General features: G+C 69.2%; 16 protein-coding genes. 1 reads left to right on the top strand and 15 read right to left on the bottom strand.

The features are described from left to right. The 6 genes from ACVBD7_RS25505 to ACVBD7_RS25480 are packed head-to-tail and all read right to left on the bottom strand — an operon-like array spanning window position 1 to window position 5,825. Window positions 1-1,686 carry a thiamine pyrophosphate-binding protein gene (locus ACVBD7_RS25505; protein WP_458098284.1) on the bottom strand — a complete coding sequence of 562 codons (1,686 nt, stop codon included), beginning with the start codon at window positions 1,684-1,686 and terminating at the stop codon, window positions 1-3. A 10-nt stretch (window positions 1,687-1,696) separates the two neighbouring features. Continuing rightward, window positions 1,697-2,476, bottom strand: coding sequence for an SDR family oxidoreductase (locus ACVBD7_RS25500; RefSeq protein WP_458098283.1), 780 nt, complete (start codon window positions 2,474-2,476; stop codon window positions 1,697-1,699). A gap of 2 nt (window positions 2,477-2,478) precedes the next feature. Beyond that, a complete protein-coding gene (locus ACVBD7_RS25495; protein ID WP_458098282.1) occupies window positions 2,479-3,405 on the bottom strand; it encodes a VOC family protein in 927 nt (308 codons plus the stop codon). Beyond that, complete coding sequence (locus tag ACVBD7_RS25490) at window positions 3,402-4,271, bottom strand: IclR family transcriptional regulator (protein WP_458098281.1); 870 nt, start codon at window positions 4,269-4,271, stop codon at window positions 3,402-3,404. Before ACVBD7_RS25490 ends, ACVBD7_RS25495 begins: the two co-directional genes overlap by 4 nt. Then, on the bottom strand, window positions 4,264-5,049 hold the full coding sequence (locus ACVBD7_RS25485; protein ID WP_458098280.1) for an alpha/beta fold hydrolase: 786 nt from the start codon (window positions 5,047-5,049) through the stop codon (window positions 4,264-4,266). The genes ACVBD7_RS25490 and ACVBD7_RS25485 overlap by 8 nt, the downstream gene beginning before the upstream one ends. Window positions 5,050-5,075: 26 nt before the next feature. Continuing rightward, a complete protein-coding gene (locus ACVBD7_RS25480) occupies window positions 5,076-5,825 on the bottom strand; it encodes an SDR family oxidoreductase (RefSeq protein ID WP_458098279.1) in 750 nt (249 codons plus the stop codon). Window positions 5,826-6,143: 318 nt separating this feature from the next. On the opposite strand from ACVBD7_RS25480, the gene ACVBD7_RS25475 reads away from it, so the two are divergent. Next, window positions 6,144-7,103 carry a Bug family tripartite tricarboxylate transporter substrate binding protein gene (locus ACVBD7_RS25475; protein ID WP_458098278.1) on the top strand — a complete coding sequence of 320 codons (960 nt, stop codon included), beginning with the start codon at window positions 6,144-6,146 and terminating at the stop codon, window positions 7,101-7,103. Between the two features lie 913 nt (window positions 7,104-8,016). Here ACVBD7_RS25475 and ACVBD7_RS25470 read toward each other — a convergent pair. From ACVBD7_RS25470 to ACVBD7_RS25430, 9 genes are read right to left on the bottom strand one after another with little or no spacing between them, the layout of a single operon-like run. Next, window positions 8,017-9,429 (bottom strand): FAD/NAD(P)-binding protein, encoded by a 1,413-nt coding sequence (locus tag ACVBD7_RS25470; protein ID WP_458098277.1) that lies wholly within the window; start codon window positions 9,427-9,429, stop codon window positions 8,017-8,019. After that, window positions 9,429-10,190 carry an SDR family oxidoreductase gene (locus ACVBD7_RS25465; protein ID WP_458098276.1) on the bottom strand — a complete coding sequence of 254 codons (762 nt, stop codon included), beginning with the start codon at window positions 10,188-10,190 and terminating at the stop codon, window positions 9,429-9,431. Before ACVBD7_RS25465 ends, ACVBD7_RS25470 begins: the two co-directional genes overlap by 1 nt. Further along, the gene (locus tag ACVBD7_RS25460) at window positions 10,187-11,479 is read right to left on the bottom strand and encodes an aminotransferase class III-fold pyridoxal phosphate-dependent enzyme (RefSeq protein WP_458098275.1); all 1,293 of its coding nucleotides are present in this window, start codon (window positions 11,477-11,479) and stop codon (window positions 10,187-10,189) included. Before ACVBD7_RS25460 ends, ACVBD7_RS25465 begins: the two co-directional genes overlap by 4 nt. Beyond that, on the bottom strand, window positions 11,476-13,062 hold the full coding sequence (locus ACVBD7_RS25455) for a hydantoinase B/oxoprolinase family protein (protein ID WP_458098274.1): 1,587 nt from the start codon (window positions 13,060-13,062) through the stop codon (window positions 11,476-11,478). The genes ACVBD7_RS25460 and ACVBD7_RS25455 overlap by 4 nt, the downstream gene beginning before the upstream one ends. Beyond that, window positions 13,059-15,065 (bottom strand): hydantoinase/oxoprolinase family protein, encoded by a 2,007-nt coding sequence (locus ACVBD7_RS25450; protein ID WP_458098273.1) that lies wholly within the window; start codon window positions 15,063-15,065, stop codon window positions 13,059-13,061. The genes ACVBD7_RS25455 and ACVBD7_RS25450 overlap by 4 nt, the downstream gene beginning before the upstream one ends. 9 nt (window positions 15,066-15,074) lie before the next feature. Next, entirely contained in the window at window positions 15,075-16,760 is a 1,686-nt protein-coding gene (locus tag ACVBD7_RS25445) for a dipeptide ABC transporter ATP-binding protein (RefSeq protein WP_458098272.1), read from the bottom strand. Between the two features lie 11 nt (window positions 16,761-16,771). Then, window positions 16,772-17,641, bottom strand: coding sequence for an ABC transporter permease (locus ACVBD7_RS25440; RefSeq protein WP_458098271.1), 870 nt, complete (start codon window positions 17,639-17,641; stop codon window positions 16,772-16,774). Beyond that, entirely contained in the window at window positions 17,638-18,669 is a 1,032-nt protein-coding gene (locus tag ACVBD7_RS25435; protein WP_458098270.1) for an ABC transporter permease, read from the bottom strand. Before ACVBD7_RS25435 ends, ACVBD7_RS25440 begins: the two co-directional genes overlap by 4 nt. Beyond that, a complete protein-coding gene (locus tag ACVBD7_RS25430; protein ID WP_458098387.1) occupies window positions 18,669-20,327 on the bottom strand; it encodes an ABC transporter substrate-binding protein in 1,659 nt (552 codons plus the stop codon). The genes ACVBD7_RS25435 and ACVBD7_RS25430 overlap by 1 nt, the downstream gene beginning before the upstream one ends. Window positions 20,328-21,815: the final 1,488 nt, after the last annotated feature.

Here is a 21,815-nt window from a genome sequence, read left to right as displayed (position 1 = left end):
CTAGCGCACGCTTCCCGCCGCGCCTGCCGGCGGACCGGCGAAGCTCTCGGCGAAGGGGCCGATCGAGGTCATATCGACCTCCACCACGCAGGGACCATCCGCCGCCAGGGCACGGTCCAGCGCGGCCTCGAAGCCGTCGATCCGCGACACCTTCTCGTGCGGCAGGCGGATGGAGGCGCAGAGCATCCCGAAATCCGGCGTCAGCAGGTCCGCGTAGTGGCGGCGGCCGCCATACTGCGCGTCCTGGATGTTGCGGATCACGCCATATCCGCCGTCGTTCATCAGGATGAAGACGGCGTTCGCGCCGATATCGGCGGCCGTCGCCAGCTCGCCGATCATCAGCATGGCGCCGCCATCGCCGACGAGCGCCACCGTCTTCGCCTCCCCCGCCATCGAGGCGCCGATCGCCATGGCGATGCCCTGGCCGATGCCGCCACCCAGCGCGTGCACGCCGAGATGCGGCGCGGCGAGATGGACGTAGCGGTTGCCGAAGGTGGAGTTGGACAGCGTGACGTCGCGCACGAAGGGGTGCCGCCCGGCGGGCACGCGGGCCAGCAGGGCATCCGCCACCACCTGATAGGGGCCAAGCGCGGAGCGCAGCGCGCCCTCCGACTGGGCGCGGGCGATAGCGACGTCGTGCAGGAAGACGGCGTCCGTCGCCAGCGTCGCCGGAAGGCGGGCGAGCAACCCCTCCAGCACCAGCCGCGCGCCGCCGGCGATAAACAGGTCGGCGGGATAGTTGCGACCGGCCTGGGTGGGGTCGGCGTCCACCTGCACCAGGGGCTTGGGCAGCGGCATCGCGTTGTTGCGCGTCTCGTTCCCCCGCAGGCGGGAGCCGACCACGATCATCAGGTCCGCTCGGTCATACAGACCCTGGGCTGCCGGCGTCATGTTGAAGGCGCCGAGGGAGCGGGGGTGGCCTTCCGGCACGGTGGCACGGCCCTGGGTGCTGGTGACGGCGGCGAAGCCGCGGTCCACGAGGGCAGTCGCGGCCTCCGCCGCGTGCCGCGCTCCGCCGCCGAGCCACAGCATGGGCCGCTCGGCGCGCAGGATCATCTCCGCCAGCACGTCGAGCTGGGCCGGGTCGGGCGGGACGGGCGCGAGGTGAAGCGAGGCGGGCAGGGCGCGCCCCGGCACCTTCACGCGCTGCACGTCCACCGGGATCTCGAGCGAGACCGGACCGGAGGGGGCGGCCAGCGCCAGGCGGGCGGCGGCCAGCAGCGCGTCCACGGCGCCGGCCGGTTCCCAGGCGCGGATGTAGCCCTTGCTGATCGCCTTGAGCATGTCGGGCTGGCGCGGCACGTCATGGATGGCTGCGCGGTCGCGGTCCATGAAGGCGCGGTCGATAGTGGTGGTGATGTGCAGCACGGGGGAGCCGGCGGTCAGCGCCTCCACCTGGCTGCCCGCCGCGTTGCCCGCGCCCGTGCCGGTGGAGGTGATGCAGACGCCGAGCCCGCGCGACACGCGCGCATGGGCGTCGGCCATGTTCATGGCGCCCGCCTCGCCGCGGGCGGGGATGAAACGGATGCGGCCCTGGCGCGCGATGGCGTCCAGAATCGGCATGTTGTGGATGGAGATTACGCCGAAGGCGTGGGTGACGCCGATCTCGGCGAGCGTCCGGGCAATCAGGTCGCCGACCGCGTCCTCGGTGGCCAGGCGGGCGGCGGCGAGGGGGGAGTGGTCCATGGGGCTCTCGTCAGATGTGCCGCGACACGCCGCCGGAAACCTCCAGGCTGGCGCCGGTGACATAGCTCGCCGCCGGCGAGCCGAGGAACAGGATGGCCCGCGCCGGCTCCTCCGGTCGGCCGAGACGGCCGAGCGGAATGCCCTTCTTCGCGGCAAGCGCGCCGAACCAGGCGTCGCGCGTCTGGGCGTGGTCCTCGCGCGCCTCGTAGCGGCGCTGCCACTGGCCGGAATCGACGAGGCCGAGAAGGATGGAGTTGACGCGGATGCGCGGGGCGAACTCGGTGGCCAGCGACTTCAGCAGGCTCTGCACGCCCGCGCGCGCGGCCGAGGTGCAGACCATATGCGGCTCCGGCTGCACCGCGAGCAGAGAGTTCACGCCGACAATAGCCGGGGCCTCCGCACGGTCCAGCAGCGGGCGGAAGGCGTGCAGCGCGTGAATCTGGGAGAAGAACTTCAGCTCCAGCTCCTCCCGCCAAGCCGCCTCGGTGGTTTCGGCGAAGGTGGAGACGCGGCCCTGGCCGGCATTGTTCACCAGCAGGTCCAGCGCGCCGCCGCCCCAATCCGCAACGGCGGCGGCGAAGGCCGTGACCTCGTCGCGCTTCAGCACGTCGCAACGCACAGCCAGCACGTCGCCGCGGAGTTCGGCGCGCGCCGCCTCCAGCCGGCCGGGATCGCGGCCGCAGATGGCGACGCGCGCGCCCTCCGCCAGCAGCAGCCGGGCCGTCGCCAGCCCGATGCCGGAGGTGCCGCCGGTGACGACGCAGACGCGTCCGGAATAGCCCAGGTCCATGCTCAGCCCGCCGTCTGCCAGCCGCGGTCGGGGCGGCCGGCCATCACCGTGCGCATGGCCGGGGTGGGCGGGCCGGCGGTCATCCAGGTGTCCATCTTCTCCGGCACGTCGCGCGGCCAGATCTCGGGCTGATGCGTCGCCTCCTCCACCTTGTGCACCTCGGAGGTGAACTCGATGACGTAGCCAGAGGGCGAGACGAAATAGGCGAAGGGGTTGTTCCCCGGCCCGTGGCGGCCGGGGCCCCAGGCCGGCGACTGCCCGGCCACGCGCATGCGCCCGATGCCCCGCATGAAGCTGTCGATCGAGGGCATCTCGAAGGCGACGTGGTTGGCCGAAGGATATTGCGCGCGGTTGAGGGCGATGGAGTGGTGATCGCTGAAATCGGCGTCGGTCGCGCAGCGCAGGAAGACCATCATGTCCGCGGAGTAGTCAGTGATGCGGAAGCCCAGATGCTGCTGGTACCAAGCGCCGGTGGCGTCCATGGCCGGCGTGTTCAGCACGACATGGGAGACCTTGCGCGGCATGGCACGGCTGTCATCCGTGTCGGCGTGCTGCGCGACATCGGCCGACAAGCGAAGGCGGCGTCCTTCCGGGTCCAGCGCCGTGAAGCCGTAGCCGCCGCCGGGGGTCGAGAGCTCGGCGGGGGCCGTGGCGTCGATTCCGTCGGCCGTCAGCTGCGCGTGCAACGCGTCCACGCGCTCGCGGCTGAGCATGCCGAAATTGACGTAGTCGATGCCGAATTCCTGGTCCTCGCGCAGCGCGTAGATCCAGAACTCGGGACCGGTGCCGCGGAGATAGAAGGTGCCGTCATTGCCCTCCGCCACCGTGCGCAGTCCCCAGCTCTTCTCGTAGAAGTCGCGCGTGGGCGCGACGCCCGGGGCGCGCATCGCGATGCCGCGCATGAAATCGACGGAGACGCGATCGCTCATGCCACCACCTCAAGCCTCTGGGGGTTGTACCGATGCGTCGGCCCGGCCCAGCCGAGGCGGCGCGAGATCTCCTCGGCCGTCTCGCGCACAGCGCGGCCGATCCGCTCCCGGCGCGCCGGGCCGTCGAAGGCGGCCGTCTGGCCGCTGACATTCACCGCGGCGACCGGTGCGCCGGAGGCATCGAAGATGGCGGCCGCAACGGAGCTGATGCCGGCCTCGAAGAAGCCGTCGCTCCAGGCCAGCCCCTCCGCCCGGTCCTCCGCCAGCCGCGCGCCGAGCTGCGCTATGGTGACAGGCGTGTGCTCGGTGCTGGCGGGCAGCGCCACCCCCGCGAACAGCGCCCGCACCCGCTCCTCCGGCAGGTTGGCCAGGATGATGCGGCCCATGACAGCCGCATGCGCCGGAAGACGGCTGCCGACGCGGATATTGCTGACGTAGCGCCCCTGCTCGGGCGTACGGCGGACGACGTAGACGATCTCCATGCCGTCCAGCACGCCGAGATGCGCGGAGAGGTCCACGAGATCGGCCAGCCGCGTGATCGCCGGTACCGCCGTCTGCACCAGGTCCTGCGAGAAGAAGGCCTGCGCCGCCATGCCGATTAGCCCGAGCCCGATGCGCCAGCCCTGGCCGGGCCCGCCGTCCTGGGACGACACCGGTTCGATGAAGCGCTCCGATTCCAGCGTGGTCAGCAGCCGCAGCAGCGTGGTGCGGTTGATCCCGAGCGCGCGGGCGGTCGCGGCCATGTTGGTGACGCGGTCGCCCTCCGCGATATGGCGCAGCAGCCGGGCTGCGCGCTGCACGGGCGGGGACAGGTAGGCGGAGTCCTCGGTCTCGCCGGCGGTCTCGGCGGGGGTGTCGTCAGGCAAGGATCGTCTCCCCGAAAAGGGTGGCCACCTCACGCGGAAATTCCTGCGGCAGCGCGTGCCCGGTGCCGGGCAGCTCCGCCAGCCGCGTCGGGTGGGGCAGGGCGGCAAAGAGGCGACGTGCGTTGTCGGGCGGCGTCACCACATCCTCCAGCCCCGTCGCGACAAGGACGGGCATGACAAGGCGCGGCGCATCCGCCAGCAGCTCCCCGGCGCCGAGGGCACGGACGGCCTGGGCATAGCCGGAGGGGTTCACGGCGGCCATGGCGCGGCGCACGCCCTCAAGCACCGCCAGGCGGTTCGGGGCGTCATGCACCAGCCGGGACGCGCGGCGCGCGGCGAATTCCTGCGGGCCGAGGGTCGTGAGGTCGTCGATGCGCGCCTGGACACCCGGCGGCAGCGCATCGGGCGCCGCGCCGTAGCCCAGTGCGGGGGACATCAGCGCCAGCCCCGCCACGCGGTCCGGGTTGCGGGCGGCGAAGCGGGCCGCAAACAGGCAGCCCAGGGAGTGGCCGGCCAGCAGGATGCGATCCAGGCCGAGCGCGGCCAGCAGGCGCTCCAGCACCTCGGCATAGCTGTCCGGCGTCGGGGCGTCCGCTGACACGGGCGTGGAATCGCCATAACCCGGCGCGTCCCAGGCGATGGCGTCCTGCCCCGGTGGCAGCGCCGCCAGCAGCGGTTCCCAGCTCGTCGCATTGCTGCCGATCCCGTGCAGCAGCACGAGCGGAAGGCGCCCGCCCGTGCCGTGGCGGCGAAGCATGGCAATGCCGGCGGCACGCATCCGCATAGGGGCCTGGCTCGCGCCGCTCACGTGAAGACGAAGCCCGCATCGACGGGCAGCACCTGCCCTGTCAGCGCCAGCGCGCCGGGCGTGAGGAGGAAGACCACCGTGTCCGTGATGTCCTCCGGCACCTGCGGGCCCGGCACGGCGCGCCCGGTCTCGTAGAGGCGGTGGCGCTCGGGGGGCACGTATTCCGTCGCCTCGTTGCGCATGATGCCCGGCGCGATGCAGGCGATCCCGATGCCGCGCGGGCCCAGCTCCCGCGCCAGGGAACGCGTCATGGCGATCACGGCCCCCTTGCTCGCGGTATAGGCCAGCAGCCGCGGCGCACCCCAGAGCGCGGTATCCGAGGCGACGTTGACGATCCGGCCCTCCCCCATCAGCGGCGCGACGGCGCGCGTGACGAGCCAGGTGCCGCGCACGTTCACGCGCATCACCCGGTCCCAGGTGTCGATCTCGATAGCATCGAACTCGGGGCCGCCGATGCCGGTGGCGATGGCGGCGTTGTTCACCAGCCCGTCCACCCGGCCCTCATGCGCCGCGATGTCGGCGGCGAAGGCCTCGATGCTCGCGGGCTCCGCGAGATCCAGCGGCACCGCGCGGGCGTCATGGCCCGCCGCGACGAGCTCGGCGGTCGTGGCCGAAAGCTGGTCCAGGAGGATGTCGGACAGGATGAGGCGGGCACCGGCGACGCCGCAGGCCAGCGCGATGGCCCGCCCCACGCCGCGCGCGGCGCCGGTGACCACCACCGTCCGGCCAGCGAGGGTAGCGGCCAAGCCTCTCACCAGACCGAGACGGGAAGGCGGAGCATGCTGGAGCCCAGCGCCACGGCCCAGCCGTGAAGTTCATATAAGAACGTGAAGTTCATAAAAGGGAGCATGGAAGAGGTTCGGGCAGTTGTCAAAGCCATTCTGCTTTTGCCGCAGGTCCTGTCCTGCCGCTGGCACCCGTTACCGAATGCGCCTTGACGTGTCGCCGAATGTGCTTTCACGCTAGTTACCACAAGAACTGCAAGTTCAAATAAGAACTCCTCTGCACTGTCACACGGTGGCCCACTCCCTGAATCATTCATCCGCCACATCGGAAGGCTGCTCATGACGACCATCGGACGACGCACCCTCACCTTCGGCCTCACGGCTGCCCTGGCCACCCCCGCGATCGCGCAGGCCCCACGCCCCGTCACCTTCGTCGTCGCCTATCCGGCCGGCGGCGACACGGATGCGATCGCGCGCCTGTTCGCGGACCGCTTGGCGCCCCGGCTCGGCCGCCAGGTCATCATCGAGAACCGTTCCGGCGCCAGCGGCGTCATCGGCACGCAGTACGTCGCCCGCCTTCCGGCGGACGGGTCGGTCATGCTGTTCGCACCTTCAACCTTCCCCCTCGCGCCGCTCGTGCTCAAGCAGGGCGCCACCTATCATCCCGTGAACGACTTCACGCCGGTCCATCTGGTGGCGACCACGCCGATGATCCTGATCGCCAGCCGGCAGAGCGGCATCCGCAGTCTGTCGGACGTGGTGGCGCAGGCAAAGGCGGGCCAGCTCGCCGGATACGGCTCGCCCGGGTCGGGCTCGCCCATGCACATCTACGCCGAGATGTTCAACCGCCTCGCCGGAGTAACCCTGGCGGAAGTCGCCTATCGCGGCGTCGCCCCTGTCGTGAATGACCTGCTCTCCGGCTCCATCGGGATCGGGCTGGTCACGATCGGCGCCGTGTCCGACCACCTCAAGGCAGGAACCCTGGTGCCCGTCGCCATTTCGGAGGCGCAGCGCAGCGCGGCGATGCCGGATGTCCCGACCTACAGGGAATCCGGCTACGACCTCAACGTCACGACGTGGTGGGGCCTGTTCGGGCCGCGCGGACTGCCGGCGTCAACGGCCGAGACGCTGAACGCCCATATGAACGACGTGCTCGCCCTCCCCGACGTGCAGGAGCGGCTGCGCGTGCTCGGCGCCGTGCCGGCCGGCGGCCCCTCGTCGCGCCTGGCCGACGTCAACCGGACCGACTTCGAGCGCTTCAGCCGAGTGGTGCAGGAGTTGAACATCCAGGTCGGCTAGTGGGCTCCTCGCCCGATGTCCCGGGGAGTTTCCATCCGCACCCTGGACACAACGCCCGCCTAGATATGCGAGCACGAGCCATAGGTGGGCGCATCCTGCCGACTCGGGCTGGAATGCTCCGCTGCGGATCAGCTTCCGGTTGGTTCAACGACGCGCCTCTTCACGGCGTCGGCGCGCCGTTTGCCTGATTGGATAGGTCGCCGGGGATGCGACGGGGCGCCCGGCCTCGTCAGGGAGGGCCAAAGGTTAGGCGTGCCACGGCTGACATCGCAGCGAACCAGCCCAGCGGCAGATCGAAGACTGCGGTGGCGAACTTCGTCGCGTTGATCGGCGTTTCCCGTGTGGATTTCGCCCGGCGGGCAGACTTGGTTTGACGAAATTCGAGCCAGCATGGGCGCCCAGTTCCGCTACCTCAGCTGGATGCAGCGATCGCTCAGCAGCAGTCAAACGTCATCCTTCAGCGCGCGACTACCCTCCCCGACGTGACTATCTCCTGGATGTGCGCCACGCCTCGGCGGCACCGGCGAGTTTGCCGTTGTGGCAGGCGCTTCCATGCCGCTACCCTTCTACGGCCGCAACCGGGCTAACATTGCCCTTATCCAGGCCGAGCTGTCCCGGGCCGAGGCCGAGAAGCCAAGCAGCATCTGCCCGGACGTGGCGAACTCCGGGTCCGGTGTAGGAGTGATCAGGGGCCGGCGCTGCCCTCACACGGTCGGTGCAGGTCCGGTCACATCGCGCCAAGTACTGAAGGCGGCATTGCGGACCTCACGGTGTTCGTGGGCGGTCAGGCGGTGACGACGGAGTTGGAAGTCGCCAGCGCCATCTCAGCCTCCCGAACCCTCCATTGGAGGAGCGAATCACGCCCGGAGCGCTCGTGAGATCATCTCCGAGTCAGTAGCCAAGGCGGTTGGTATCACGGCATGGCGGCGATGACGGTCTGCGGGACGTCGTAGGCCTGGAACTCGGCCCAGTGGCGGGTGATGTCCCCGGCGAAGAGGCCGCGGGTGATGCCGGCGACAAGCTTGGGGACGGCCGTGGTCATCGCGTTTATGGAGGAGCCAGAGGGGCCGAAGCTCATAGTCGCGGCGATGCCGAAGAGGTGGATGTCCCGGATCCAGGGGGTTCGGCCGAGAGTGCGCTCCGAGAAGGCGAAGTCGTCGGCCAGATAGGGGAAGCGTCCGAGGCGGGCGTCGCGCTCGTGCTCGGGTGGTGTGTAGCGGTCGGCCCAGCTTGCGATGTTGTAGGCGAAGCGGGCGAGTTCGGGACGGAGCGACGGGTCATTGTCAATGCCGGTGCCGGCGATAGCGTACTCGGCTATTTGCGGGCCGATTGGTGTTTCAAGAGTGAGGGTGGCACCGTCGGCGCGGGCGCCGGTCACGGGAGCGCCTGAGCACAGGATGAAGTTGGGATGGCGGGCGCAGCGGTCCCAGGTGTGTTGAGGGAAGCCTTCGCGCAGGCCGAGGATGCGGGACATGAAGCGCCAGCGCCACTCGTCCGGCAGGTCGCTAAGATGGCGGAGGAAGCCGGCGAAGGTGAGCCAGCGATAGGGCTGGACGACCTGCGGCTCCGCGCGCCGGCAGAGCAGGCGGACCTCCCGTGCGCCGGCTTCGAGGGCGGCGGCGGCGTTGTCGAGCGCGGAGGCGCCGGCGCCGATGACGGCGACGGTTTTGCCGCGCAGTGAGGTGAAGTCGATCGCGTCGGCCGTGTGGGCGCGGAGGTGTTGTGGGAGCGCCTTGAGGTAATGGGGCATCCACCACTGGCCGGTGGCGTCCTGGCCGGTGGCGAGCACCAGCTTACGGGCGTGGCGGGTGGTGGTGGTGCCGTCGGCCGCACGTAGGGTGATGGCGAGGAGGCCGCTCGCGGCGGGGGCGATGTCGGTCACCTCCGTGCCGTTCTGCACGGGGATGGCAAGGGTGTCGCGCAGCCAGAGGAGGTAGGCGCCCCAGTCCTGGCGGGGGATGAGGTCCAGCGCCTTCCAGTGGGCCTGGCCGTATTTCGCCTCGTGCCAGGATTGGTAGGTGAGGCTGGGGATGTCGAGATCGGGGCCGGTGAAGTCCTTCGGCGAGCGGAGGGTGGGCATCCGGGCATAGGTGAGCCAGGGGCCTTCCAGCCCACGCTCGGCACGGTCCACGCAGAGGATGTTCGTCACCTTCGCGCGCAGCAGGGCGTGGGCGGTGGCGATGCCGCCCTGGCCGGCGCCGGCGATGAGGACGTCCAGCGCCTCCGTGCCATCCGGTGCGCGGTGGGGGGTGAGCCAGGGGGCGCGGGGATGGGCGATCCTGTCGACGTCTGCGCGGGCTTGGGTGGTGAGGGCTTCGAGCGACATCAACCGGCGAGCCAGCCGCCATCAATGGCGAGTTCGAGGCCGGTGGTGAAGGATGCCGCGTCACCGGCGAGGTAGAGGGCGGCGTCGGCGATTTCCTCAGCTTGGCCGAGGCGGCCGAGCGGGTGGCGGGCGGTGGAGGCGGCGCGGGCGGCTTCGGGGTTGGCGGCGCGGGCGAAGCTACGGCGGAGCAGCGGTGTGTCGATGGCGCCGGGCAGGAGGGCGTTCACGCGGATGCCGTCCGGCGCGTAGTCGAGCGCCATGGTCTTGGTTAGGGCGAGAATGGCGCCCTTGGAGGTGATGTAGGCGGTGTTGCCGCGGCCACCGGCGCGGGCGAGCTGGGAAGCGACGGTGATGATGCTGCCCGAGTTCTGCGCCTGCATGGTGGGGAGGACGGCGCGGGCCCAAAGCCAAGTGCCGTCGATATTCGTGCGGAGGACGGCGTGCCAGTTCTCGATGGGGGTAGTGGTCGCAGTGCCGCCCATGGAGAAGCCGGCGGCGGTGAGCAGGATGTCGATGCGTCCCCAGCCGGCGAGGGCTTTCTGTGCGCCGTCCTCGGCGGTCCCGGGTTCGGCGACGTCGGAGGCGTGGGTGAGGATGTCGTGGCCGCGGGCGCGGAGGTCTTCGGCGAGGGGCTCGAGCAGGTCGGCGTCGCGGTCCACGAGGAGGAGGCGGGCGCCGTGCTGCGCGAAGAGCTCGGCGCTGGCGCGGCCGATGCCGGAGGCGGCGCCGGTGATGATGGCGGTCTTGTGGGCGAGCCTCATGCGGGGAGTGTCGCTTCCGTGTCGGCGAGGGTAAGGGATTCGTCCAGGATGGCGAGCAGGGATTCGGATTGCTCGGCCGTGATGACGAGGGGCGGGGCGAGGAAGAGGCTGTCGCGTTCGCCCGATGTGCCGATGACGGCGCCGAGCTCCAGCGCTCGGGCGGCGATCCTTGATGCGATCGGGGCTTCGGCGGTGTCGGCGCGCCAATCCTGCCAGTGGCCGTGGCCGTGCAGCTCGATGGTCCAGTGCAGGCCCTGGCCGGCGATGCGGGCGATGGCGGGGTGCCGTTGCGCGATCTCGCGGAGGCGTCTCGCGTAGAGGGGTTCGAGGGCGGCGACGTGTTGGAGGATGTGTTCGTCGCGGACGGTGTGGAGATAGGCCTGCACGCATTCCATAGCGACGGGGTGGCCGCGAAGCGTGCCGTAGTTCTGCCAGCTCGTGCCTTGCAGCATGTCCAGCACGCGTTGAGAGACGATGATGGCGGCGGTGGGGGCGGCGCCGCCTGCAAGGCCCTTGCCCAGCGTGACGATGTCGGGGCGGGAGGTGGCGCCCTGGAAGGCGAACCAGCGGCCGGCGCGACCGCAGCCGGTGACGACTTCGTCCGCGATCCAAAGGGTGCCAGCCTCGCCTGCGGCTTCGGCGACGGCGTCCTGGTAGGCTGGGTCGTGGTAGAGGCCGCCCTGGCTGTAATCGATCAGCACCGCTGCGGTGCCGGCGAGGGTTTCGGCGGCGTCGGTGAGGCGGTGGGGATCGTTGGGCGGCGCACCGTGGATGGCGGTAGCGGGGCCGGGGAGGATGCGTACCTCCGTGTGGTTGGGCGGGAGTTGCGTGCCGCCAGCGTGGCGGGAGAGGCCGCCGTGCCAGTGGGGCTGCACCGTCAGCGCGCGTGAGAGGCCGATGATGCCATGATATGCGCGTTCGCGGGTGGCGAGCGGCTCGCGGCCGGTGAGGGCCTGGGCGAGGGAGAGGGCCATGTCGTTGGCCTCGCTGCCAGAGAGGCAGAAGCGCACGGCGGCGGCCCAGGGCTCGCCCTCGAAGGCGAGCGACATCAGAGTTTCGGCGGCTTGGTCGCGGCCGGCCCAGGACCAGCCTTCGCCGACCATGGGGGTAGTGGCGGCGCGGTTCAGGGCTTCGACCATGCGGGGGTGGGCGTGGCCGAGCGGGGCGCCGGTGTTGCTGCCATCGAGCACGCGGCGGCCATCGGAGAGGTGGAAGTGGACGCCCTGGCCGCCGGTGACGGTGGGCGCTGTGCCGCCTGTGTTGAGGCCGGTGCGGAGGAGGCGGCTCATGCCTCCACCCTGGCGGGTGTGCCGTATCCGCCGCCGCCGCAGCCCTCGATGGTGATCAGGTCGCCCTGCAGGAGCTCGAGATTTGCCTTGCCCGGGATATCGGTCTCTTCCCCCTTGCGGGTGAGGGTGATGCGATAGGGGAGCCCGGGTTCGCCGCCCTGGAACCCGTAGGGCGGGACCAGGCGGCGATCGACGCAGGTGGTGAGCAGCATGCGGGGCGCGCGGATGCGGTAACTGCGGATGATGCCGTCGCCGCCCTTGTGCACGCCCTTGCCGCCGGAGTAGCGGCGGATGGACTGACGTTCGACCGTGAGCGCGTAATTGGCCTCGATCATCTCGGCCGGGGTGTTGCCGGTGTTGGTGAGGTGGACGCGGGTGGCGTCGCAGCCGTCCCGGTCGTGGCGGGCACCTTCGCCGCCGCCATGGACCTCGTAGAGCATGCGCCAGGTGCCGTCAGGCATGGGCTCGCAGAAGTTGAGGAGGCCGGAGGTGGTGGGGCCGCCGGCGGCGAGGCGTTCCGGGATGACGTCCTCCATCGCACGGAAGACGGCATCCACGATGCGGGCGGATGTTTCGTGGTTGCCGGCGGCGACGGCGGCGTTCCAGCCCGGCTCCATCATCGAGCCGAGGCGGGTGATGATGGTGAGCGGACGGAGAGCGCCGGCATTCTGCTGCATGTCGCGGCCCGACAGGATGCGGGCGGCGTAGATGATGGCGGAGCGCGCGATGAAGGGGGTGGTGTTGCAGAAGGTGGTGACCTTATCGGCGCTTCCCGAGAGGTCGAAGGTGGCGGTGCCGTTCTCGATGGTGATGGCGACATGGACGCGGGCGGGGGTGCCGCCGGGGCCGCCATCGTCGACCCAGTCCTCGCCCTCATAGGTGCCATCCGGGATTTCAATGAGGGCGGCGCGCATCTCGGCTTCGGAGAGGTCGTGCAGGCGGGCGAGGCTGGCGAGGAAGACCTCCGTGCCATGTTCGGTGCAGAGATCGTGGATGCGACGCTCGGCGGCCGAGGTGGCGGCGATCTGGCCGAGAAGGTCGCCTTCGGCGGAGACGGGGTCCCGGATGTTGACCTTGATCATCTCCATGACCGCCTCGTTCACGCCGTCCTTCGTGGCAATCAGGACGGGGGGGATGCGGATGGCTTCCTGGAAGGTGTCCATCGCCGTCGCGTAGTAGCTGCCGGGCCAGGTGCCGCCGACATCGGGCCAATGTGCGAGGGAGAGGGCGTAGGCAACGATGCGACCCTTCATGAAGACGGGGCGGACGACCTTCACGTCGTTCAGGTGGTTCCCGCCGAGCGCGCCGAGATTGTAGATGAGGGCGTCGCCCTCGCGCATGCGCGATGCGGGATAGACCTTCAGCAATTCGCGGATGGTGTAGGCCATGGCGCCGATATGAACCGGGATGTCGCGGCCTTGCGCCACGAGGTCTCCATTGGCGTCGGTGAGTGTGGAGGAGAGGTCGCCGGCTTCGCGCAGCAGCGGGGAGCGGGCGGAGCGGGTGAGGACGAGGCTCATCTCCTCGGCCGCGGCGGAGAGGCCGTGGCGGATGACCTCAACGGTGAAGGGATCGAGGCTCATGCCGCGGTTCCCGCCAGGAAGAGGTTGCCGAATGCGTCGGGCGTGGCCTGCCAGCGCGGGGGGATGACGGTGGTTGACCAGGCGTCCTCGATGATGGCGGGGCCGCTTACCGTCTCGGTGAGAGTGTCGCGGGAGAGGATGGGAGTGGGGGTGTCGGGAGCGCACTCAAAGCTGCAGTGGCGGGTGCGCGCGGGGCGCGGGATGGTGCTGACGGCGGGGCGGGCGATGCGGGATTCGGAAGCGCGGCGGGCCTGGATGCGCAGGGATTCGATGACCACGGGTTCGGTGGTGGCGTAGCCGTAGAGCGCGCGGTGGCGGGCGTGGAAGGCGGCTTCCAGGGCGTGCGGGTCCAGCGGAAGGGCAAAGGGGACGGGGGTGGCGTCGCTCTGCGCGGCGTAGCGCATGAGGGCGGTGTGTTCAGTGGTGATCTGCGCGGGGTCGATGCCGTTGGCGATCAGCGGGTCCGTGGCTTCGGCCGTGAGATCGTGCAGGTGGGTCTGGAAGCCCGCATCGTCGAACTCCGTAAGGGGGACGCGGACGGTGCGCTGCTGCAGGAAGGAGAAGTCTGCCGTGAGGCAGCCGAGGGCGGAGAAGGCGCTGGAGGCGGCAGGGACGACGACCTCACGGATGCCGTAGATGTCGGCGAGGCCGGCCGCGTGCATGGGGCCGCCGCCGCCGAAGGCGAGCAGCGTGGCGTCGCGGCCATCCACCCCGCGCTCCACGGTCACGCGGCGGAGGGCGCGGGCCATGGTGGCGTTGGCGACGCGGAGGATGCCGAGCGCGGTTTCCTTCAGGCCGAGGTTCAGGGCGTGCGCGATTGGGCGGATGGCGGCCTCGGCCTTTGAGACGTCGATGCGGATGCGGTCGCCCAGCACGGCGTTGGGATCGAGATAGCCGAGGATGGCGTTGGCGTCGGTGATGGTGGGGTGGGTGCCGCCCTGGCCGTAGCAGGCGGGGCCGGGTTCGGAGCCCGCGCTTTCAGGGCCGACGGAGAGGCCGCCGGGGCCGAGATGGACGATGGAGCCGCCGCCGGCGCCGATGCTGTGCACGGCGAGCATGGGCTGGCGCAGCGGGCGGCCGGCGATCATGCGCGTGTCGGTCATCTCCGCCTGGCCGTCGACGATGAGGCAGACATCGGTGGTGGTGCCGCCCATGTCGAAAGTGAGGACGCGGGGGCGGGCGAGATCGCGCGCGATACGGACGGAGGCGGAGACGCCGGCGGCGGGGCCGGACATGGCCATGACGATGGGGCGGCGCTTCACGGCGGGGAGCGGGACCATGGCGCCGGCGGAGTGGAAGACCTGCAGTCCGGCGCCGAGGGGGAGGCGCTGCTCAAGCTCGGTGAGGTATTCGACCGCGATGGGCATGGCCGCCGCGTTGAAGGTGGTGGAGGAGGCGCGTTCGTATTCGCGGGCCTCGGGGTTGATCTCGTGGCTGACGCAGAGATGCGGGATGGCGTCCCGCAGCCGTTCAGCCAGCATGCGTTCATGCGCGGGGTTGGCGTAGGCGTGGAGGAGGCAGATGGCGAGGCTCTGGGCGCCGGTGCGCTTCAGCCATTCGATGGCGCGGGCAATCTCGGCACCGTCGAGTGCGGTGACGATGTTGCCTTCGTGGTCGATGCGTTCCCGGAGTCCGAAGCAGCGTTCGGGCGGGACGAGGGGCGAGGCCTTCGGGGGGATGTCGAGGCGGTAGAGGTCGCGGCGGCGATAGCGGCCGATCTCCAGCACGTCCTCGAAGCCCTCTGTCGCGATAAGGGCGATCCGGGGGAGGCGTTCCTCCACCAGCGCGTTGGTCACGCGGGTGGTGCCGTGGATGAAGCGGCGGATCTGCGTTCCGTCCAGCCCCACGGCGGCGATGGCTTCCAGCATCGCCTGCACGGGGGCGGCGGGGCGGGATGGGACCTTGGCCTGGCGGGTTTCCATTGTGGTGGTGTCAATGGCGAGGATGTCGGTGAAGGTGCCGCCGATGTCGGTGCCGACATCCCAGCGTGCGGTATCGTTCATGGGGGCTGCCTAGGTGGTCGCGAGGGCTGGCTGGCCCTGAGCTGAACCGGGGTCGAAATGCGGAATCGCGGCGAGGAGTTCGCGCGTGTAGTCGCTGCGCGGGGCGGTAAAGAGGGACTGACCGCTGCCCTCCTCCACGATCTTTCCGAGGCGGAGGACGACGACGCGCTCGCACATCATGCGGACGACGTTGAGGTCGTGCGAGACGAAGAGCGTGGCCATGCCGTCCTCCCGCCGCAGGCGATCGAGCAGATTGAGGATGATGGCCTGGACGGAGACGTCGAGGGCCGCGGTCGGTTCGTCCAGCACTAGCAGGCGGGGGCGGACAGCTATGGCGCGGGCGATGCCGATGCGGGCCTTTTGGCCGCCGGAGAGCTGGTGGGGGAAGCGGGTGAGGAGCTCGGCGGGGAAGCCGGAGCGCTGGGCGGCTTCCTCGACGCGGGATGTCAGCGTGGCGCCGTCCCGCAGGCGTTCAAGGTTGCGCAGCGGGTGAGCGATGGCGTCGAAGGCGGAGAAGCGGGGGTTGAGGCTGTCGTTCGGGTCCTGGAAGACGATCTGGATCTCGCGGCGCTGGGGGGCGTGGTGGAAGTCCCGCGCGGGGATGTCGCCGATGCTCTCGCCGTTGAAGACGATGTCGCCCGCGGTCTTGTCGATCAGGCGGCAGATGAGGCGGGAGAGGGTGGATTTGCCGCTGCCGCTTTCGCCGACGAGGCCGAGGCTGCCGCCGGTCGGGATCGCGAAGGAGACATCGTCCACCGCGCGGGTGGGGGCGCCGTAATCCTTTACGAGGTGCTGGACCTCGAGCAGGGGCGGGGTGCCCGGTGCGTTCGGCGGGCGCGGTGCGGCGGCGATGGCAGGCAGGACTTCGCCGGCGGCCGTCGCGGCGCGGGCCAGGTCCTCGACCGTGGAGCGCGGGGTGGGGGAGGCGGCGATCAGGCGGCGCGTGTAGGGGTGCTGCGGTGACTGGAAGAGGATTTGCGTGGAGCCAGATTCAACGATGCGGCCGCGCTCCATCACCACGATGTTCTCGCAGTACTGGGCGGCAAGGCCGAGATCGTGGGTGATGAGGATGGTGGCCATGCCGCGATCCCGCGTGATGCGGGCGAGAAGGTCCATCACGGTCTTCTGGGTGGTGACGTCGAGCCCGGTGGTGGGCTCGTCCGCGATCAGCAGGTCGGGTTCGCAGGCGATGGCCATGGCGATCATGATGCGCTGGCACATGCCGCCCGAGAGCTCGTGCGGGTAGGCGTCGAGGCGGGTCTCGGGATCGCGGATGAGGACGGATTTTAGCAGGTCGAGCGCCTGGGCGCGGGCCTGTCTGGACGAAATTTCGCGATGGGCGCGGACGGCGTCGGCGATTTGCTGGCCGACCGTGCGGATGGGGTTCAGCGCGGCGCGGGGGTTCTGGAAAATCATCGACATGGCGGCTCCGCGGAGGGCGCGCAGGTCGCGTTCCGGCACTCGGGTGACGTCGGTGCCGCGGAAGAGGATACGGCCGCCGGTTATCCGGCCCGCGCGATCAAGTAGGCGGGTGACGGCATAGGCGGTGACGGATTTGCCGGAGCCGGACTCGCCGACCAGTCCGAGGGTCTGGCCCTTTTTCAACGAGAGGGAGACGCCATGCAGGGCGTCCACCGTGCCGGCGCGGGTGGAGAAAGCGACGCGGAGGTCTTCGATGGCAAGCAAGGGGGTCATGTGCGCATCCCCTAGGTCCGCATCCTGGGGTCGAGGATGTCGCGAAGGCCATCGCCCATCAGGTTGAAGCAGAGGACGGTGAGCATGAGGGCGAGGCCGGGGAAGGCGACGAGCCACCACTGGCCGGCGGTGATGAAGCGGGCGCCTTCGGCGACCATGATGCCCCATTCCGGCGTGGGCGCGGTGACGCCAAGGCCGATGAAGGAGAGGCCGGCGGCGTTGAGGATGGCCCAGCCGAGGTTGAGCGAGATCTGCACGGCCATGGCGGGGAGGATGTTGGGCAGGAGGAAGCGCAGGACGACGGCGAGATGGCCTTCGCCGCCGGCGCGCGCGGCTTCGACCCAGCCGGCGTCCCGGCGGATGTTCACCTCGGCGCGGGCGAAGCGGATGTAGAAGGGCAGGTTGATGACGGCGGTCGCGATGACGATGTTCTCCACACGGTTGCCGAGTGCCGCGACCATGGCCATGGCGAGCACGAAGAGCGGGAAGGCCATCAGCACGTCCACGACGCGGCCGACGACGCGATCCAGCCTGCCGCCGCGATAGCCGCAGAAGGCGCCGATGATGGCGCCGATGGCGAAGGAGATGCCGACGGCGCTGGCCGCGATGGCGAGGTCCAACCGGGTGGCCATGATGAGGCGGGAGAGGATGTCGCGGCCGAGCTGGTCCGTGCCGAAGAGGTTGCGGGCGCTGGGTGGCTGCAGCGCGTTGGCGACGCTGCTGGCCAGCGGGTCGTAGGGCGCGATCCAGGGCGCGAAGAGGGCGACGAGCAGCAGGAGCAGGATGCCGCCGATGGCCAGCGCGGTGACGGGGTTGCCGCGCATCACCCAGCCGGCATGCCCCAGCGAGGCGCCGAGCGAGTGGCGGAGGGTGGCGCTCATTCGATGCTGATCCGGGGGTCGGCAATGCCGTAGAGGACGTCCACGAGGAGGTTCACGAGGACGAAGATGCTGGCCATGAGCAGGACGAAGCCCTGCACGGGCGCGTAATCCGACGCGACCAGCGCATCAAGGGTGTAGGAGGCGACGCCGGGCCAGGAGAAGACCTTCTCCACCAGCACATTGGCGCCGAGCATGGTGGAGAAGACGATGCCGGCGATGGTGAGCACGGGCAGCAGCGCGTTGCGGAGTGCATAGACCACTGTGACGCGCGCGCCGGGCAGGCCCACCGAGCGGGCGGTGCGAATGAAGTCGCTGCCCAGCACGGAGAGCATACTGGCGCGGGTCATCCGCGCGAGAGGGGCGAGCACGAATAGCGCCATGGTGGCGGCCGGTAGGATGATCTGGGAGAAGGCGGCGCGCCAACCTTCCCAATCGCCCGTGATCGCGAAGTCGATGAGGAGGAAGCCGGTGATGTCGGGGGGTGTCGCGGAAAAGATGTCGATGCGGCCCGTGGGGTCCGGTGACCATCCCAGCATGTAGTAGAAGACGTAGATCAGCAGCAGCCCCGAGACGAAGGTGGGCATGCAGACACCGAGCGTGCAGATGAAGCGCACGAGGTGGTCCACCAGTGATCCCGGGCGGAGTGCGGCAAGGATGCCGAGCGGGATGGAGACCAGCAGCGCGATGAACAGCGCGGTGAAGGTGAGCTCCAGCGAGGCGGGAAGGCGGCGCACCATGTCCTGCGCCACGGGCTGGCCGGTGGTCATGGAGCGGCCGAGATTGCCGGTAGCGACATCCCGCAGATAGAGGGCGAGCTGGACGGGGATGGGCTTGTCCAGTCCCATATCGCGCCGGAGGTCATCAATCTCCTGCTGTCCGGCGCTAGGGCCGGAGGCGAAGAACACCGCCGGATCCCCAGGCAGGACGCGCATCAGCAAGAAGGTGAGCACCACCACGCCGAGGATGGCGGGGATGGAGGAGAGCAGCCGCCTGACAATGCGGCGGCCGATCCCGGCGAGCGATTTCATCAGGCGCGGCTCAGATCCCGGAAATCGATCTGACGGTAGAACTGGTAGGTGAAGCCCTCGATCGCGCGGCCCATCACGGCGTCCATGTTGGGCTGGTAGAGCATGACCAGCGGCATCTGCTCGGCCAGGATGGAGATCATCTCCTTGCACTCGGCTTCGTAGGCGGCGGGGTCCTGCTCGAAGCGGGCCTTGTTGGCCAGTTCGACGATGCGCGGATTGTCCCAGCTGGCAAAGTTCCAGCGCTGGTCGCGGGTGAAGTAGAGGAAGAAGAAGTAATAGGTGGCGGGCAGCCAGGCTGTGCCGGCATCGGTGTAGAAGGGCAGCCGTTTCTCGGACTGCATGGTGTTGAGCTGCGCGTCGGTGACTTTCTGGATTTCGACGCGGATACCGATGCGGGCGAGGGATTCCTGCACGAGGGCGGCGACGGGTTCGGCGATGGCGGCTTGGCCTAGGCCGAAGGTGAAGGTGGTGGAGAAGCCGTTTGGGTGGCCGGCCTCCGCCAGCAGTGCCTTCGCGCGGTCGAGGTCGAGCCTCACCGGCATGGCAGTGGGGAATTCGGAGGTGGTCGGCGTGCCGGTCCATGTGCCGCCGAACAGCGGGCGGCCGCGGTTGAACAGCGCGGCCTTGAACATGTCGTCATAGGGAAGCGCGGCGGCGATGGCCTGGCGGACCTTCACGTTGTCGAAGGGCGCTAGCTTTGTGTTGAAGGAGATGTGGGTAAAGCCGTTGGTCTGCGGGAAGGAGAGCACCTTCGCGCGGGCACGCTGCTCGAGCGAGGTGATGTCGCTTGCCTGCAGGTCGATGGAGACATCGGCGTCGCCGCGCTCGATGAGGTTGGCGCGGGTCGCGGCCTCCGGTACGGTCTGGCAGATGATGCGGCGGAAGAAGGGCAGCTTGCCGTCCACGCCGCCTTTCCAGGCCTCGTTTCGGCGGAGCTGAACCTGCTCGCCCGGGCGAAAGCTCTCGACGATATAGGCGCCGGAACCTGCGGAGTTGTTCTGCAGCCACTTCTGAGCCCAGGGATCGTCCGCGGTCGCGTTCTTCTTCGCCAGCGTGCTGTTGATCATGATGGCGTAGGGGACGGCGAGGTTGGAGAGCGCGAGGCGGTCGGGTTTGTCGAGCGTCACCTCGATCACCCCGGGGCCGGCGATGCGGAACTGCTCGGCGCTGGTCAGCGATCCCGTCTGGAACTGCGGTGCGGCGAGGGAGCGGGCGGTGACGGCGCGGTCGAGCGACCACTTCACGTCCTCGGCGGTGACGAGGGTGCCGTCATGCCACTTGGCATCCGAGCGGAGGTGCAGGGTGATCTTCAACCCGTCAGGGCTGACCGTGACGCGCTCGGCGAGTTCGCCGCGGATGACGGTGTGGTCGAAGACCCAGTTGCCATTCACCTGCTTGCGGCCGAAGGCGACCAGCCGGTCATAGACGTTCATCGAAAGGCCGAAGGCCTCGCGCGTGGCGCCGGGCATGGTGGGGTCGAGCGTGTTGATGGTGCCGCCGGTGACCTGGCGGAGGGTCTCCGCACGCGACTGAGCTTGCGCGCTACCGAGGGGCAGGCTGGCGCCGAGGCCAACGGCCAGGCTCACGCCAAATAGGTTGCGGCGGTCCAGCTTTGTGCCCGCTGGCTCGCTGTCTGCAGGCCCCGCGCTGCCACACATGGTGCCGGCCGAGGTCCTGTTGGCGATCGTCATCCGCGGCACCCTGCTTCCGTCTGGGGGGCCGTGCGAAACAAGCGTCTCTGTTGGTCGGCCTCTTCCGGGCCTGATTAGGACTAAACATCAGTAGAAGGCGGAGCGCAAGGCGGGCCCAGAGCCCGGCTCTGATGCCGTTCGAACGGTCCGACCTGACGGCCTCTCGCTGGCAACCATGACGAACCGATCAACGAAGCAAGGAGAGCGGCCTCGCACCTTCAGGTAGGTCTCGTCCACATGCCAGGAGCGGCGGCCGGCGCCGCGCTTACCGCGCCGGCGTTGTCGAAGGCTGCTTACAACTGGGGGTGCGAGCTTGGCCTCCCACCCGCACAGCCTCATGGTTGAAAACGATGCCGCTGATGAGGAACATTTCGGCCAATCCCGCAGGGTCAGGCGGGTAGCGCAGGCGCCAAAGCACCACGAACGCAATAACGTCGCACGCGTGCTGAGGTCCGATTCAGCACCCCGGCGCTGCGCTCGTTGAACCCTGGACCGCAAGGGCAGCACCGGAAACGCTTGTAGTCTAGGCTGTACGGTCCCGCCGTTCAGTCACCCCGGCGGAACCGCAGTCCACGCACTCCATTCTTGGCTCCCGGACGATTTTCACCCGTCAGGAGTCTATCTACGCCTGCCCCAGGCCACCAATCCAGGCACCCGTGGCGCGAGCATTGACAGAACCGCTGAGTGACCATGCGCGATACTGGCACGCCACCGCGGCCGTTCGCAGTTGTTGGGCCAAGGCCCTCCCCATCCGAACTACGCTATCTCACTTAGATTGGCTTGCTGCAGACACCACGCGTTCGTGTTGCTGCGCCACACATAAGTAGCGCCAAGCCGGCCTAGAACTCGACATTCTCGTTTCTGACGAAGGGGATTTCTCCCTTCCGCCGTTTCCTCGCGTTTTCTCCCCAACAAAACTTGGCGGCACCTTCGGGTGCCGTCTTTTTCTCAAATGGGTCGGCGAGCAAATCACAACTCCACACTCGTGCCCAACCCCGCCATCAGCGCGGTTTCGCTCTTAGGAGTAGAAGCAGCATGCCCCAGATAACAGCCGGTCACGTTCGCATCGTCAGTGTTCAGTCGATGCTCAACCCCTGGAGCAGCGGGGAGCAGGTTGCCGTCGCCTACGACGGGCCGGGTATAGAGGCCTATATCGTACTCAGCGAGCAACGATGCGGAGAGCTCAGATTGCGTGAAGCCGCTCGTGACGGAACACAAATTCCCACTCCGATTTGGCGGGAGTGACCACACATATGTTCGGCGTCCGACTGTAGGACCTGCCATGCTCGCGGTGCGCGACCGCCTGAATTGACAGGCTCTCTCGCCTCCTCAGCCTGATTGGCCCCAGATGCACGACGCTAGGACAGTTCAGGCCGAGACACGGCGTCTCGTCGCGACGACTGCCAGTATGGCGGCTGAACTCAGCCTTGCGGTACGCAAGTCTGAAGACCTGCT

The organism is Roseomonas sp. WA12 (assembly GCF_054165765.1).
The sequence above is the reverse complement of the archived record's forward strand: the minus strand, read 5'-3'. Positions and strand labels throughout refer to the sequence as shown.